9 protein-coding genes are annotated in these 15,688 nt (G+C 43.1%); 5 read left to right on the top strand and 4 right to left on the bottom strand.

The genetic code is table 11. The features are described from left to right. Position 1 precedes the first annotated feature (1 nt). Positions 2-901 (top strand): SDR family oxidoreductase, encoded by a 900-nt coding sequence (locus tag Q1A23_RS17780; RefSeq protein WP_299825956.1) that lies wholly within the window; start codon positions 2-4, stop codon positions 899-901. A gap of 126 nt (positions 902-1,027) precedes the next feature. Then, the gene (locus Q1A23_RS17775; protein WP_299825953.1) at positions 1,028-2,203 is read left to right on the top strand and encodes a Gfo/Idh/MocA family oxidoreductase; all 1,176 of its coding nucleotides are present in this window, start codon (positions 1,028-1,030) and stop codon (positions 2,201-2,203) included. A gap of 64 nt (positions 2,204-2,267) precedes the next feature. Here Q1A23_RS17775 and Q1A23_RS17770 read toward each other — a convergent pair whose 3' ends face one another. Then, positions 2,268-2,882 carry a MarC family protein gene (locus Q1A23_RS17770; RefSeq protein ID WP_299825951.1) on the bottom strand — a complete coding sequence of 205 codons (615 nt, stop codon included), beginning with the start codon at positions 2,880-2,882 and terminating at the stop codon, positions 2,268-2,270. A 357-nt stretch (positions 2,883-3,239) separates the two neighbouring features. Between Q1A23_RS17770 and Q1A23_RS17765 the strand changes: the two genes are divergently transcribed. Continuing rightward, positions 3,240-4,325: an endonuclease/exonuclease/phosphatase family protein gene (locus Q1A23_RS17765; protein WP_299825950.1), complete on the top strand. Its 1,086-nt coding sequence runs from the start codon at positions 3,240-3,242 to the stop codon at positions 4,323-4,325. Between the two features lie 50 nt (positions 4,326-4,375). On the opposite strand, the gene Q1A23_RS17760 is transcribed toward Q1A23_RS17765, so the two are convergent. Continuing rightward, on the bottom strand, positions 4,376-5,200 hold the full coding sequence (locus tag Q1A23_RS17760; RefSeq protein ID WP_299825949.1) for an SDR family oxidoreductase: 825 nt from the start codon (positions 5,198-5,200) through the stop codon (positions 4,376-4,378). A 604-nt stretch (positions 5,201-5,804) separates the two neighbouring features. On the opposite strand from Q1A23_RS17760, the gene Q1A23_RS17755 reads away from it, so the two are divergent. After that, positions 5,805-13,043 carry a T9SS type A sorting domain-containing protein gene (locus Q1A23_RS17755; protein ID WP_299825948.1) on the top strand — a complete coding sequence of 2,413 codons (7,239 nt, stop codon included), beginning with the start codon at positions 5,805-5,807 and terminating at the stop codon, positions 13,041-13,043. A 113-nt stretch (positions 13,044-13,156) separates the two neighbouring features. Here Q1A23_RS17755 and Q1A23_RS17750 read toward each other — a convergent pair whose 3' ends face one another. Together Q1A23_RS17750 and Q1A23_RS17745 are read right to left on the bottom strand one after the other, a co-directional pair. Further along, positions 13,157-13,417, bottom strand: a complete 261-nt coding sequence (locus tag Q1A23_RS17750) for a hypothetical protein (RefSeq protein WP_299825947.1) — start codon at positions 13,415-13,417, stop codon at positions 13,157-13,159. Positions 13,418-13,494: 77 nt separating this feature from the next. Beyond that, positions 13,495-14,604: a phytase gene (locus Q1A23_RS17745; RefSeq protein ID WP_299825945.1), complete on the bottom strand. Its 1,110-nt coding sequence runs from the start codon at positions 14,602-14,604 to the stop codon at positions 13,495-13,497. Positions 14,605-14,951: 347 nt separating this feature from the next. Here Q1A23_RS17745 and Q1A23_RS17740 point away from each other — a divergent pair, with 347 nt between their 5' ends. Continuing rightward, complete coding sequence (locus Q1A23_RS17740; RefSeq protein ID WP_299825943.1) at positions 14,952-15,434, top strand: hypothetical protein; 483 nt, start codon at positions 14,952-14,954, stop codon at positions 15,432-15,434. Positions 15,435-15,688 lie beyond the last annotated feature (254 nt).

Raw genomic sequence — 15,688 nt, 5'->3', positions numbered from 1 at the left:
CATGAAGGAGAACCAGGAAGATCAGAAAAAGAAGCAGAACCCGCAGGAGCAGTACCCAAAGCCACCCTATCCGGAGCAAGAGCAGGAAGTGCCCGGAACTGAAGAGGACTTAATGCCTCAGGCAGACCACGGTGAAAAAAGCTACCGCGGATCTGGTAAGCTAGAAGGTAAAAAAGCAGTTCTAACAGGAGGCGATTCCGGAATAGGCAGAGCCGTTGCCATCGCTTTTGCGCGTGAAGGGGCTGATGTACTTATCTCCTATTTAAGTGAGCACGAAGATGCCGAAGAAACAGCAAAGTATGTAGAAGAAGCCGGTAAAAAAGCGGTGTTGGTCGCTGGCGATATAAGTGAGGAGTCTCATTGCAAAAAGATAATAGACCAGGCAGTAAAAGAGTTTGGGCAGATTGATATCCTGGTAAATAATGCCGCTTACCAGATGGCCAGGGAAACACTTCAGGATGTATCAAGTGAAGAGTGGGATTACACGTTCCGTACAAACATCTATGCCATGTTCCATTTGTGTAAAGCAGCCGAGCCTCATATGAAGCCCGGAAGCACCATCGTAAACACCACCTCTGTAAACGCCTATAAACCCAAGCCTATACTGCTGGCTTACGCTGCTACGAAAGGGGCTATACAAAACTTTACCGCTGGGTTGGCACAGTTACTAGCCGACAAGGGAATACGTGTAAACTGCGTTGCCCCAGGCCCCATCTGGACCCCGCTTATACCATCTACCATGCCAACAGAAGAAGTGAAGACTTTTGGGAAGGACACACCGCTTAAGCGGGCCGGACAACCAGCCGAACTTGCTCCTATTTACGTACTGCTGGCCTCCCAGGACTCAAGCTACATGACTGGCTCTACTGTACAGGTTACTGGCGGCACTCCTACTATATAAAGGGTTTGCCCAAGCATGCCGTACCAGGCTGTTTTCATGGTACGGCATGCGCTAATTAAACTGCTGAGAGCTTAAAAGCATACATAGCTTACCTAAACTGTTTAACATATTTACCGCACTATACCCATGAAAACAAATCGCAACCAACCTGAAGCTTTTAACCGCCGGAAGTTTCTGAAAGGAGTTACTTTAACCTTGGGAACTACAATTTTAGGCCTGCCCCTGCTTTCGATGAGTCAGAAAAGTGCTGAGAGCAGCGTTGCAGCTGAAAATGAGTCGGAACAGACAGGAGCTCAAAAAAGGAAACTTGGCATCGCATTGGTGGGGCTCGGGCAGTATAGTGCAAACCAACTTGCGCCTGCCTTACAAGAAACCGAAAACTGCTACCTGGCAGGGATTGTAACGGGTACTCCTTCTAAAGCACAAGCCTGGAAAACAAAGTATAACATACCCGCTAAAAACATCTACAACTACGAAAACTTTGACGAAATAGCCCAAAACAAAGACATTGACATTGTATATGTAGTATTACCAAACGCCATGCACGCCGAATACACAATACGCGCAGCAAAGGCTAAAAAGCACGTTATTTGTGAAAAGCCCATGGCTACAACTGTAGCGGATGCCCAGCGAATGCTTGATGCTTGTAGGCAGAACAATGTGCAGTTAGCCATTGGCTACAGGCTGCACTTCGAGCCTTTCCATAGGCGTGTAATGGAGCTGGGGCAAAAGCAGGTATATGGCAAAGTGCAGCAAATAGAAGCCCGCAACAGCGGCGACCAAACCAACGGAAGCCTTGATATCTGGCGCCTTAACAAAAAGTTAGCTGGTGGGGGCCCTTTAATGGACCTTGGGATTTACTGTGTGCAGGGAGCAATTTATACAATGGGCACAACACCGGTTGCAGTTACAGCTAAGTTTGGAGAGGTTACTAAACCAAGTTACTTCTATGATGTAGAACAATCCATAAGCTGGCAAATGGAGTTTGAAAACGGTGTGGTGGCTACCTGCAACAGCAGTTATGCTGATGACGAAAATGTACTTTCGAGCAAGGCCGAAAAAGGCTGGTGGAAACTTAGCCCCTCCTATGCTTATGAAGGCAAAAAAGGAGAAACCAGCGAAGGCCCGATGAATTTGCCAAACATTTACGAGCAGGTAAAGCAAATGGATAGCCAGGCAGAGAGCTTCCGAAGGAACAAACCCTCTATTGTGCCCGGCGAAATGGGCTTGCGCGACATGAAAATACTAATGGCCATTTATGAGTCTGCCAAAGCAGGTGGAAAGCGCGTGCCGATAAACTAATGCTTATACTTGTATACAAGCCTGGCCAGTTTATTATTCGTGCATGTAAGCTTATACTTTTAAATTATAACTGCCCGGAAGAGCGCATTACATTGCTGATGCCGGTAACCACCATATCTACGCCAATTGCACCCAGAAAAAAACCGTTTATACGCAGCAGCAGCTCCATATTCTTATCAAAAGCCAACTGTACCTTTTTAGAGCGCATACCACGTCTAACCTGTTTTAAACCCATAATTATAAGGTAATTAATCAGCATAATTACGGCAAGAGACACCGTACCCTGCCATAGTTCCAGTTGCTCCGACATCAACACGGTCAGCGATATAGTGCCGGCTCCTACCATAAACGGCAAAGCAATCTCAGATGCTAAATCGTGTAGGTCTCCCTTTATCTGGATAAATGCTTTTTTACCCTGTACAATAAACATGTACGCAAACGAGAACAGCACAATGCCGCCAAATATCCTAAACGATTCAAAATTGATCCGGAAAACGCGCTGAAATACCAAGTCACCAAATAACAGGAACACCAGGTAAATTGAAAAAGAGATCAGGGAAGCTTTTACAAACACATTCCGGAAATCTGCATCTGAAAGATCCCCCATTACAGGTTTCAGGTATAGGAAAAGGGCGAAGGGATTAAGCATTACCAGGAAACTAACTATTGCTGCTATCATAGGTGCTCTTACAAGTATAATTTGCTTCCTGTTACGCAACAGTACGCACATTGATTTAAGTTAAGCGCACGTAATTGGTAGTCACTATTAATATCACTCTGGTTTGTAGCCTGTAAGTAGCTGTTATACATTATTATAGGCTTATTGCTGTTTCCTGCAAGTTAAGTTAATGAGCTTTTGGTTTCACAATCATTTCTTAAGAAAGTGTTCATGTTGCGCATGCATGAGCCTAAACTGAGGTTTATTTTCAAATCAATAAAACAGAAAGTTGCCTTATCAATCTACGCTCCTGCTGCTGAAACGTATCTGTTCTATTAAGGCTTTAAATTATACTTAAGCAAGCGGAGAGCACACTTAATGGCAGAAATAATAGTAGCATGGTTTACCTATATTCTGGTCCTGGTAACTTTGTTGCCCATCTGGAGGCACGAGGGCTGGTGGGTTCGCGGTTTAGATTTCCCGAGGTTCCAGTTCATGATCTTTGCCCTTATACTTTTTGTAGCAGCCGCTATGTTCCTGGACTTTTCAAGTTATAAGGCTGGGGTGTTGGCCATAACATCTTTTGGCTGCTTTTGCTTTCACTTTGGTTGGATTTTGCCCTATACTCAATTATTTCCTGTGGAGGTAAAACAGGCAAGACATAAAGATAAAGCTAATCTCATCAGTATACTTACAGCCAACGTTCTCACCACAAACCAAAACTACCAGGGCTTACTTGACATGATCGCAAAGTATAAACCTGACATAGTGGTAACGCTGGAAACAGACCTTTGGTGGGAGGAAAAATTGATGGTGATAGAAAAAGAGTATCCCTATACTTTAAAGTGCCCGCTCGACAACAAGTATGGCATGCATGTGTACTCTAGTTTGGTTTTGGAGGATACCGCAATTCAGTTTTTGGTTGAGCCTGATGTTCCGTCGATGCATGCGCTTGTTGTTATGAGGTCCGATATTAAGGTACGGGTACATTTCCTGCACCCCGCACCGCCAAGCCCCACCGAAAACTTGCGCTCATCAGAAAGAGATGCCGAACTGTTGGTGGTAGCTAAAAGCGTTTCAGATGAGTTTTCACCGATTATTGTAACCGGTGATTTGAATGATGTTGCCTGGTCTGCCACAACGAGGCTGTTCCGGAAAATCAGCAGGTTGCTGGACCCCAGAATTGGCCGTGGCATGTTTAATACTTTTCATGCTGATTTCTGGTTTGCCCGCTGGCCTTTGGATCATCTTTTCCATAGCGGCCACTTTACCTTATCCTACATTAAAAAGCTGCCATACTTTGGGTCTGACCACTTTCCGATGCTGGTTGAGCTGATGTATGATGTGCAGCACGGGTCGGACCAGGAAGGCCTTAAGGCACGAGAAGTTGATCATGCATGGGCAGAACGTAAAATGAAGGAGCACGATGTAGAAGAAGAGGATGTGCACGAACCGGGTAAATAAGTGTATTGCCTCTAAAGTTGCGACATAGTACAACATGAGCTCCCAGGTTTTTATACACCTGAATAGGCATTAAAGCCACCATCTACTAACACAGTTTCGCCATTCACAAATTTAGAAGCATCGCTTAGTAAGTATATTAAAGTGCCGGTTAACTCCTCGGGCACCCCAAAGCGCTGGAACGGCGTATTGTTTATAAATTTGCGTGCTCTGTCGGTCATGCTTCCATCTTCATTTAAAAGTAAGCTCCTGTTTTGTTCAGTCAGAAATACACCCGGAGCAATGGCGTTTATTCTTAGCTTTCCGTTGTAGCGCATGCCAAGTTCAACTGCCATCCATTGGGTAAAAGACTCAACCGATTTCTTGGCCATGGCATACCCCAAAACACGTGTAAGCGGCCTTTGCGCTGCAACCGAAGAGATATTGACAATAGTGCCCCTACCCTGCTCTGCCATTACTTTACCAAAAACTTTAGTCGGAATAACAGTTCCAAACAAATTCAGGTCTACGGCCCTACGCGTGTCTTCTATACTAAAGTCAAACACATCCTGATCAGGCGAAACAGTTGCGCCAGGCATGTTCCCTCCCGCCCCGTTTACAAGCCCATCCACAGTACCCCAGGCAGTTAAGATCTTATCTCTGGCTGCCTCCATTTGCCGCACATCCAACACGTCCGCCAATACTGCCATGGCCTCTCCCCCGGTTTCTATGATGGCTTCTACACGTTCAGCGGCCCTTTTCTCATTTCTTCCGAGGACTGCCACCTTCGCTCCGGCCTGAGCAACAGCTACTGACAGCGCAGCCCCCAAAACACCTGTTGCACCAGTAATTACGACTACTTTATCATTCAAAGAAAATTGTTCTATACCTGTCTTCATTTCAAATTTTTTAAATCCCATATACGACAAAGTGTTGGCAGCATTGATAAATGCTAAGTATAAATGAGAAACAAATAGTCTTACAGCACGCGCATTTAAGCCTATGGCTATACTATTTGAGCAGCATTACTTTAAAAACACCTACACTAAATTAAGCTCATAAAAAAATCTTACCCATCAGGAACTTTTTGATTAAGGCTCTGCTTAGGGGGTCAACACCGAACAATACCATAAAGTATAATGAGATAATTTTTATTAAATCTTTACATTATTTAATCGGATACTGAACAATAATAAACAGTATAGTGCAATTTCCTAATTTATATTTAACTCCAATAAGCAAATCTATCCCATTACACTATTTTGCTATTTTAAGTACTTATCAGCATTATTCGATATAATTATTATAATATAATACATGCCAGTAATTAATAACATAAGAGGAACATAACCCTTAAAAGGTTTAATACTATGACATATATCATCTTCATTCATAGCTAAATAGTATTACATTTGCCTAGATTACTTTTGCTTCAACTATATAGATATATTCCATTTTAACTACCTGTTGCTTTACCTCCTGCATTACCCTTATTAATTGAATATGAGAATACAATTACCCTTCAGAAACGCTTGCATTTCTGCATTTATATTTCCTTTACTACTCACATTATTATTTTCATTTTTCAATTTCCAGACAGCTGCACAAACCAAAACAGCTATCTGGACTGGAGAAGGTACACAAGTCTGGTTTTGGAAGTCGAATACTGATGATTGGAATAACCCGGACAACTGGAACCCCAGAGTAGTGCCGGATGCAGTAACGCAGGTTTTTATACGTAATGTAGCCAATGCACCAGTCATTGCTGAGAGTAATGCCATTACCATTCATTCACTTACAGTTGATGCAGGCGCAACACTTTATGTTAAGAATCAAAACTTAAAAGTTACCATTCTCAACAACCTGACCAATAATGGCGCCATTTATAATCAGGGTTCCGACATGGCAGTAAATGGTAATTGGGCAAACAATAGCAATTATATTGAAAGTCTGAATTACTCTTACTCCCCAACTATGGAGTTTGGTGGCAATGGTATGACTATTGGAGGTACATCAAGCTGCTCCTTTAATAACCTGGTCATTAAAGGAGATATCACCTTAAGCAAATCTATAGCAATCAAGCCTATAACATATGCTGTGTCTAAATTCGAGGTATTAGGCATATTTAACCCCGGGCTACACAAGGTAAACTTTGCAAGCATTCCAACTGAAGGGTTTAGATTGGGTGATGGTGCTACCCTGATGGTTATGGCACCTGCCTATGATGGTAACTATGGACATTTCCCATCGACTATGTTTGTTACCAGCACCATAGACTATGCTGCAAACGGAAATCAAACAGTACTGGCTTCAAACTATGGCAGGTTAAATATCAGCGGAGGTGGTGTTAAAACACTAGCAGGCAATACAACGGTATCCCCTATCTCTGGTCTAACGCAGCTGAATGTATTAGCAGGTACGTTAGACCTGGGGGCCTTTACGTTGAACAGAAGCAGAACAGGAGACCCAACTGTAACTGGTGGCACTCTAACTGTAGCCAATGGTGCTTTTCTGAAAATTGGAGGCACAGGCACTTTCCCTTCTGGCTATGCGACCAACAACCTCGGCAATACCAGTACAGTTGAGTATAGTGGATCAAACCAGGCAGTATCGCAGGAGGCTTACGGCAACCTTACATTAAGTGGCACAGGCACGAAAACAATGCCTGCTACAGCCATGGTTATATCCGGGAATTTTACAGGCACAGGTACTGCCTCTTTTACAGCCATGGCTACTTTAGATGTAAAAGGCGATTTGGCTCTGAATTCCTCGTCTATATTTAATGGTGGTAATTTTACCCATACAATTAATGGTAATTGGACCAATAACGCTACATTCTCGGGTGCAACAAGTACAATAGTAATGAACGGTGCCGGCAAGCAGATACGAAGAAATGTAACCGGAACTGCGACTTTCAATAACCTGACAATATCAGGCTCAGGTATAAGTATAACTGCTCCAACCTTAACAGTTACTGGTCACCTTAGTACAACTGGTTCAGGAACGCTAACACAGGTAAAGGATGGGCTTATTACTCTAACAGGTACAGATAAATATATACAGGGTAATGGCATTACATTCCAGAATCTAACCGTAAATGGCAGCATCAAAACCTCCTCGTCATTCGAAATTAAGGATAACCTTACTGTTAATACTGGAAAAACGCTTAACGCAAGTGCAGGAAGAATTCTTATGTCTGGTTCAGACAGGAAAATAACCAACGCGGGAGCTCTTTCTGTATTCGGCCTTCAATTAACTAGTAACATAAGTACAGAAAGCTCTTTTACCGTTAAGTCCGAGTTGATTGGGCATGGTAAGCTTACGGCAACAGCTGGTACTATCGAATTTTCAGGAACAACTACTTATGGCGGTATCCATCAACTAAACCATGTGAATGTGTCGGGGGTGCGCCTGCGTATGGTTGCTAATGCCAACCTTACAGTTGCAGGTAACTTTGTAGTGCAACCTGGTTCGGCATTTGATGCAGTAAGCAACAGGCCTAATACGGTAACATTTAACGGGACAGCAGTACAATCCGTGCCATCCTTAGCTTATCACCACGTGACTTTTAAGAACGCGGGTTCAAAGCAAGCCGCTGGATCGCTTTCTGTTAATGGCGATTTGCTTATCGACAGCAACTCTAATTTTGATGCTGGCTCTTTTAACCACACCATTATCGGAAACTGGGAGAATTACGGCAACTTTTTGGCCAGGGAAAGTACTATAACACTTAATGGTGCTGCTGATACATTTGTGACTGGCTCAACGGTTTTCAAAAATTTAACGATAAGTAAAAATACTGTTGGTGTTACAGTTACCCTGAACAACGATGTAACAACAGCTGTACTAAACATGAATAATGGTTTGCTGGTAACAAGAGCAAACAAGGTAACAGTAACCGAAAATCGTTTCGGGGACAGCTGGGTAGTAGGTACAATAAGAAGAAATCATACTTTCGCAGCTGGCATCCCATATGCGCTGAATGCCCCAAATGCGTATATAAAGTTTGCGACAGTTTCCGGTGTTACAGATATTTCGTCAACTGTTGTACATGGTAACATAGCTGATTTTCCTGCTAATGCGGCAGCTAATGGAAGGTATATAATAGCTGTAGCATCAGGAACGTACTCAAATGCTACCTTACAGTTACAATACTTGGAAGAAGAACTGAATGGTAACAGCGAAAACAACATGCAGTTGTTCAGACAATCGGGTAACGCCTGGGCTTCAGAAGGCTACACACAGAGAAGCATAGAGCAAAACTGGATAAACAAGTCTGATTTAAGCGACATCAATGGTGTCTGGACAGTTTCCTCAGCATCAAGTGTATACAGGTGGAAAGGCACTATCAGCTCAGCCTGGGAAAACCCGGGAAACTGGGATAGCTACATCAATGAGAAACTGAATCCTACGTCATACATACCGGGAGCAACTGATATCGTAGAACTAGGCGGCACTTCGCCAACTAACCAGCCACGTATAAACTCAAACGTAAACATAAAGTTGTTGCGCTTTGTAGGTAACGCTCCAATAGACCTTAGCCTACTTTCAGGCGGCTTAACCATCGAAGGTAACTTGTCTGCAAAAAGTGGCGGTTCCGAAGACGAATCATTTGCAGAATTCAACAGCTCTGCTGTAAACAATACTTTAAACATAGGGTCCCAGAGTCTGTCAATAGGTGGCAACATGGTACTTCACGATGGTACAGGTTTAAATAATGTAATACTGATCCTGGGCAACAGCACAGCAACTGTAAGAGGAGACATTGACTATGGCACCGGAATCATAAGCCTTGGGAGCAGCACCTTTAAGTTACTCGGAAATTTCCTGAATGCTAACCGTTATACATTTGACAAAGGTACTGGCACCTTCATATACGAAGGTCCCAACTCTCAGCTGATAGGAGAAGTTTACTACAACAATTTAACAATAGATAAAACCGCTGGTGTTGCGACCCTGAAAACTGAAACAGAAGGATGGGTTGCAGGAGACATTACAGTAAATAGCGGAACATTATCAATACCAGGAGGTAGCTATATACTTGAAAAAAATGTTATCCAGAACGGCGGCTTATTAACTGTTGGAAGTTCTAAGATCGTACTAGAAGGCAACTGGTCAAAAAACGGCGGCACTTTCGAAGCTGGAACAAGTACAGTAACTTTTACAGGAGATGCATTAGTTGCTACCTCACCACTAACCTTCAATATTTTTCAGGTGGCAAAAGACCCTGCTGATACTTTTACCATCACCGGTGATATTCTGATTAACAAAGAGGTTACTCTAAATAGCGGAATAGTAAACCTGGCTACAAGCACCCTTAACAGAAGCGCAGCAGGAGGGCATTTTAAAATGGGCAAAGATGCTACACTTCTGTTAAGCGGCTCTAACTTCCCTTCTAATTACGGTACCGTGACGTTAGATGCTGGCAGCACAGTAAAGTATGTTGGCATGGGTACACAGGAGATTGAGGCTGTAACTTACGGAAACCTTGAAATAGCTAATGGAGGCACCACAACCAAAAAGCTAAAAGCGACTACCCTGGTAGACGGAGACTTTATCATCAACAGCGGGGCAAGCTTAAACGCTGATAATGAAACCTTGATACTTAAAGGTAACCTGACCAATAATGGCGCTTTCATACCCGGCATACCTACCAAAGATGCAACGATTAAAAATGCATTGATACTAAGCCCATCCGATAAATCTGTAAAAACCATAGGCGGTACGTCAGAGCTGGAATTAAATAACTTCATTGTATTACCTGATGCAAAGTATAAACTTGAAAATAACCTGAAAGTAAATGGCAGTTTTAATGTGGCAGGAAAAGGAAACACAGCAGCTACGGATACCATAACTAACGCAGAGTTTGATGCTGGCGTAAACAATGTTTCCGTTTCAGGAGACCTGGTAAACCAAGGTGTCCTGAAAGGGAGCGGCAAGTATACGCTAACTGGAAACAGGTTACAGCACGCTCAGCTGTTCACTCCTATCCTACCATCCACCAGTATGCCGCCGACGATATCCTTCGAAGGCACTATTCCTCCTGTTTTTAACTCAACGGCGCAGCCTAATTTTGGTAATGTTATTATCAGTAACTCAGGTGGTATTTTAGCAAGTGCAGACTGGACTGTTTTAGGTAGTCTTGAAGTTAAACCTGGCGGTTTATTTGATGGCGGCCCTTACAGCCATACGATCATGGGCGGAATAGATAACCAGGGCACATTTAAAAGTAAAGGCATCATAAACTACATTCCTACAGACAATGGTATAAGCAAGGCACCACTACGCCTATACTTTGGAGCTGATGAAAGTGCTTTCCAAAGTACAGGCACACTCCGGATTAACGGCTCCGAGGCGGTAGTACTTGGTGGTACAATACCTGCTACGCTACACCACCTGGCGCTGGAGAATACGAATGCAGCAGGTATAAGCTTAGCAGAACTTGAGGGCACTAACATCAGGATTACCGGGGACATGAGCATTAGCCAGGGTACTACGTTTTATGGGGGCGACAAAAAACACACCATAGATGGTAACTTAACGATAAATGGCACTTTAGATGGCAGAGAAGCAGATTTTACGTTTACATCATCTAAAGATAACCCTGGAGAAGAAAGCGAAATTGCGGTAATAAGTGGTGTAGGAACTACTTCCGTTAAAAACCTTATCGTAGGAGATAAAGCACGTGTAAACATGACAAAAGAGATTATACATGTTTATGAGAACTTCGTGCACAATGGCCTGCTATTCGATGGAAAGAAAGCGGAACTTAAGTTTAAGGGTACTTTACCTTCTGTGTTAACGTCATCAAATAGTCAGGAAATACAGCTACAGCACCTGCATGTGGCAAAGGCTGCCGACGCTACTGTAACGCTACAGTCACCTTTAGCCGGAGTAACCAGCCTGATGGTAGAAAGCGGCACATTGGATGCAAAAGACATGGCAATCGCCACATCAATAGACCCTGAAGGTGAAAAACGTACAGATTACCTTGTCTTCTCTGTTAGTAATGGAGCGACTTACAGCTTGTCAGGAAACAACGCTTTACCATTCTTCAAAAACTATAAATTCGGAGAGGCAAGCACAATCAAATACTATGGTACTGATCAAAAGGTAAAAAGTGTACAGTATGGTAACCTGCAGTTACTTAACAGCGGTAGCAAGACATTTGAAGGTGACACAGCCCGCATTGCCGGCGCTTTAACTATTGCGAAGGATGTACAGGTGATCACGCCAACTATTGTAGAATACAACGGTCATGGTGCTCAAACGGTAGCTGCCTTGCAATATAACCAACTGGCGTTAAGAAATGCCGGTGAAAAAAAACTGGCAGCAGGTATAACCGGTGTGGCATCTGCCATATACGCAACAGGAAATGCAACTTTAAATGCAGCAGGAAACGGCGTAACCGTGGATTACAATGGCACTATGCCACAGGAGGTACTCCCAACAAATTATTACAACCTGAAGCTTAGCAATGGCAGTACAAAACGCTTCGCCAACACAACCGGCATCGCAGCAGACTTTACTATAGTGGAAGGAGCCACAGCAGATCTGACTAGTGCTAGCACAATTGACTTTAATGGTGCAAGAGACCAGTTGGTGCCCGCACTAAAGTATAACAACCTGCTTGTTTCAGCACCCGGTATAAAGACGCTGCAAGGTGACGCCACAGTAGAAAAACAATTAAAGCTTACCTCTGGGCAGTTAAGAACGTCTAACTACACCATCACGCTGGATGAGGTGGCATCCACTATCTCTGAAACCCAAAGCGCATTTGTGACAGGTACAGTACATACGCAGCGCCTGCTTGCAAGTGGTGCAGAAGACTTTGGAGGTATTGGCATCTCGGTTACTCCCTCCTCATCACCTGGTACCGTAAAAGTGACACGCGTAACTGGCCCTTCCTCAGCCCTAGGAAACGGCAATAACATACAGCGTTACTTCCAGTTGCAGCCGAGTACTGCCAGTAAAGATCTAAAAGCAGATATCACCATGAATTACCTTAATCATGAGATGGGAAGCAACACCACGGAAAACGATCTGATAGTTTACTGGTCTGATAGCGAGAAAGGTTGGTGGCGCACGATCACACCAAGTGCATCGCCAGCAAACAACCAGGTAACAGCCTCTGATGTAAGCCCTTTTGGCTACTTTACACTTGGCCGTGCCATATCACCTCTGCCTGTCGAGTTGCTATACTTTGAAGCCGCTAAAAGTGGCAAAGATGCGCTTTTGAGTTGGGCAACCGCAACAGAGCGCGATAACAACGGCTTTGCAATAGATGTGTCCACAGACGGTTATACTTACAGAGAGATTGGCTATCAAAAAAGTAAGGCAGAAAATGCTTCGGTATTGCAGAAGTATACTTTCAAGGATACAGAAAATGGCAAATCTGGTATACGCTATTACAGGTTAAGGCAGTTAGACAAGAACGGTAAAGAAACGCTCTTTAATACCAAAACCGTTGATTTTGGGTCAATAGCCAACACTACCATAGCGGCTTACCCTAACCCGTTTACGCACGATTTAAATTTATCTGTTAATGCCACGACAGCTGGTAAAGTTAGCATCAAAGTATACGATCTGGCTGGCAAAATGCTTTTCTTCACTTCTCAATCTGTAGCTGCGGGGGCAACACAGATACCGCTTCAGATGGATAAAATTAAGCAAACAGGCATGTATATGATAACCGTAGATTTTAATGCAACGACGTACCGCCTGAAGGTTATAAAGCAATAACTACGACTTAAAAATAAAAACGCCTGGCATTGATCTATGCCAGGCGTTTTTGCTTTTAGGGCTATTTTAACTAGCCAAGTTATATTTGTGCAGCCTGTAAGTAAATGTAGGCCTTAACCCCTGGTTACTTTGCCTTTCAAATCCCAATGGCTTTTCAGTATTTCATTGCTACCCGGCTTTCGAACAATCTTGCGCACGTAACGCTCCCCGACAATATCACCGTCTTCGCGACGTTTGCCAATAAAAAGGGTAATCGCCTCTCCAAATTCGTTTGTCATGTAGCTGATATCGTTGCCCATAAATTTAGAGTCGTACCGTTCGTTTGGAGCATAAACTTTATCAAGTAATTTTTCAAGTTTAGAACCTATAGCCATAAACTGGTCAGTTTAACGTTTGCAGTTTTACCATAGGGTACGAATCTCCCCCGCTGTCAGGTTAGAACAGCGCGTTATTATTCTGGCTGGCCTGCATTTTCTGCTTTGTTTATCTTTGCTTCAATGTCCCTCCAATCATAAAAATGGAATGTTCTCCCTTCGCTCATGGCTACAAACATCCCCTTCGGGAAATCAGCCCCTAAATTTATACTTGTCACATCAGACCCATCGCTTGCCAACGTAGACAGGGGTATTTCGGCCAGCAGTTTGTGCTGGTGCGGGTTGTCTTTTTCACCCTCACGCCTAAAAACAAGAAAGGTGTTTGCCTGCTGGTTCGATACTAAAATATAGCCCGTAGATTCGCCAGTAGTATAAATTGAAATTCCCTCCGCATCCTCCTTAAATTCATTTAAGCCAAAAATGGAGATTTCGCTATTAGTTTTCTTGTCCGGGTCGGCATGATATTTTCGTACGCCAACGCCTTCATCAGAATAATACACATAGCCCAACTGATTGTCTATAGCTATACTTTCAATCTCTTTATTACTACTGTAATTACCAAACTTGCGCACCAGTTCGGCTTTAACCTTACCGTTGCCATTATCAGATAGGCGGTACTGCCATAGGTACTCAGTTTCAGGGCCGGATTTGCGGCTAACAACAGCAAAAATCGCTTTGTCAGAAGGCCTCGTATAAAGCGAGATACCCATAGGCGAACGTTTGGCCTCACCCACAAATACTTCTATTCCACCATTATCCACAGGCTTCATGTCCGGAAGAGTGTAAATTCTGATTTTATTTGTTTCCCGCTCAGTAACAACCGCAATATCAGTAGCCTTATTATTTAAAATAAAGTTGTAGGCAACATCCACGTTGTTTGGCCTTTTTAAGCCGCTGATTGTCTTTTCGGCTATTATCTTTCCTTGCAGGTCGTATACATAAAGCGCTCCATCCGAATGCTTGTCTGTTCCAATAATCAGGCTTTTAGATACATCTTTGGAGTTAATCCAGATGGCAGGATCGTCGGTATCATGTTGTGTTTTTTCGGTAATGATCACCGGTTTTAAAACAACCTTATCAGAACTCCCTACAGTATCACGAAACGACTTGTCTTGTTCTTTTTGCTGTGCATCACAAGAAAAGCAAATAAAGCAAAGTGCCAGACAGATAAAGCTAGTATACTTCATGGAGTTATATTAGTGAAATGAACTGAATAAGCTGTAATATTCAAACATTATACTTTTAACAATAAATAATGTTATTTATTATATCTTTTATATAGTTTGACGCAGCCATTGTTGTTACGCATAATACACTTAAAGGCGCTTATACTTGCTTTTTCCAGACTTAAGTGCACCTACGAGTAAAATCAGAAGTATACATTACAGACTGATTTATACTTCCCCTTAAAGTTGCTGTCAAAGCTTCAGTACATACAGTAAAACTGCTTCTACCAGATTTAATTTCACTATTTTTGTGTGACAGGCCAGCTTTATGAGTGGCTTCAAAAACTAAATCACAGCACTCCAATATTTTGACAACGCAGCTTAAAAATCAAATCAAGGCCATTGCTATATACCAGCTAGCAGGCGGTATAATTGGCATTATACTTACTGTATGGGTTATGTTCGGCGGTAAGATGGTGGTAGACCAGCCAGCTTTGCGCATGGGTTTATTTGCAGGTGGTCTGTTCTTGTTTTCCATCCTCTGCGGCCGCATGCTGTTCCGGAATACAAAACGCGGACTTATACTTTCTTTAGTTAACCAGGTGCTGCAGGTAATATACTTTTCCTTTGGCGCTTACGGCTTCCAGTATGTGGCGGGCCTGCGGGTAGGCATCGGTGTAGACATGGTAGAAGGATGGATTTTTAAGTTCAGACTGGCTATTTCCTCGTTTCATTTCAGCTTTGGCTCCGACTTAGACCAAAGGTTTATCGGGGTTAATATTGTAGCTTTATTTCTGATATTCTGGATTGAGCGCCTGCTTGAAAAGCTGAAAACCAATAAAGCAGTTTAGTATACTTATAAGTATACTTTAGTGGTATGCTTGGATAACGGTTTACTGGTAGCAGCTAATCCAAACCGGAACATACTTAAAGCATATAATAAACGTATTGCTTGCCTCAGCTTCAAAAGTTGTACAGCAAGTATAAAAAGAGCCCCGACCATAACGGCCGGGGCTCTTTTTATACTTCTTGTCCTGTCCTGAAATAGGTTGACACCAACATCAACCTTATATGGAAAAACTGACAGCGAAAAAAGGCAAGCGTA

Source organism: uncultured Pontibacter sp. (assembly GCF_947492645.1).
Taxonomy (GTDB): domain Bacteria; phylum Bacteroidota; class Bacteroidia; order Cytophagales; family Hymenobacteraceae; genus Pontibacter.
Note: the sequence above shows the minus strand (reverse complement) of the source record. Positions and strands in the feature narration are given on the sequence as shown.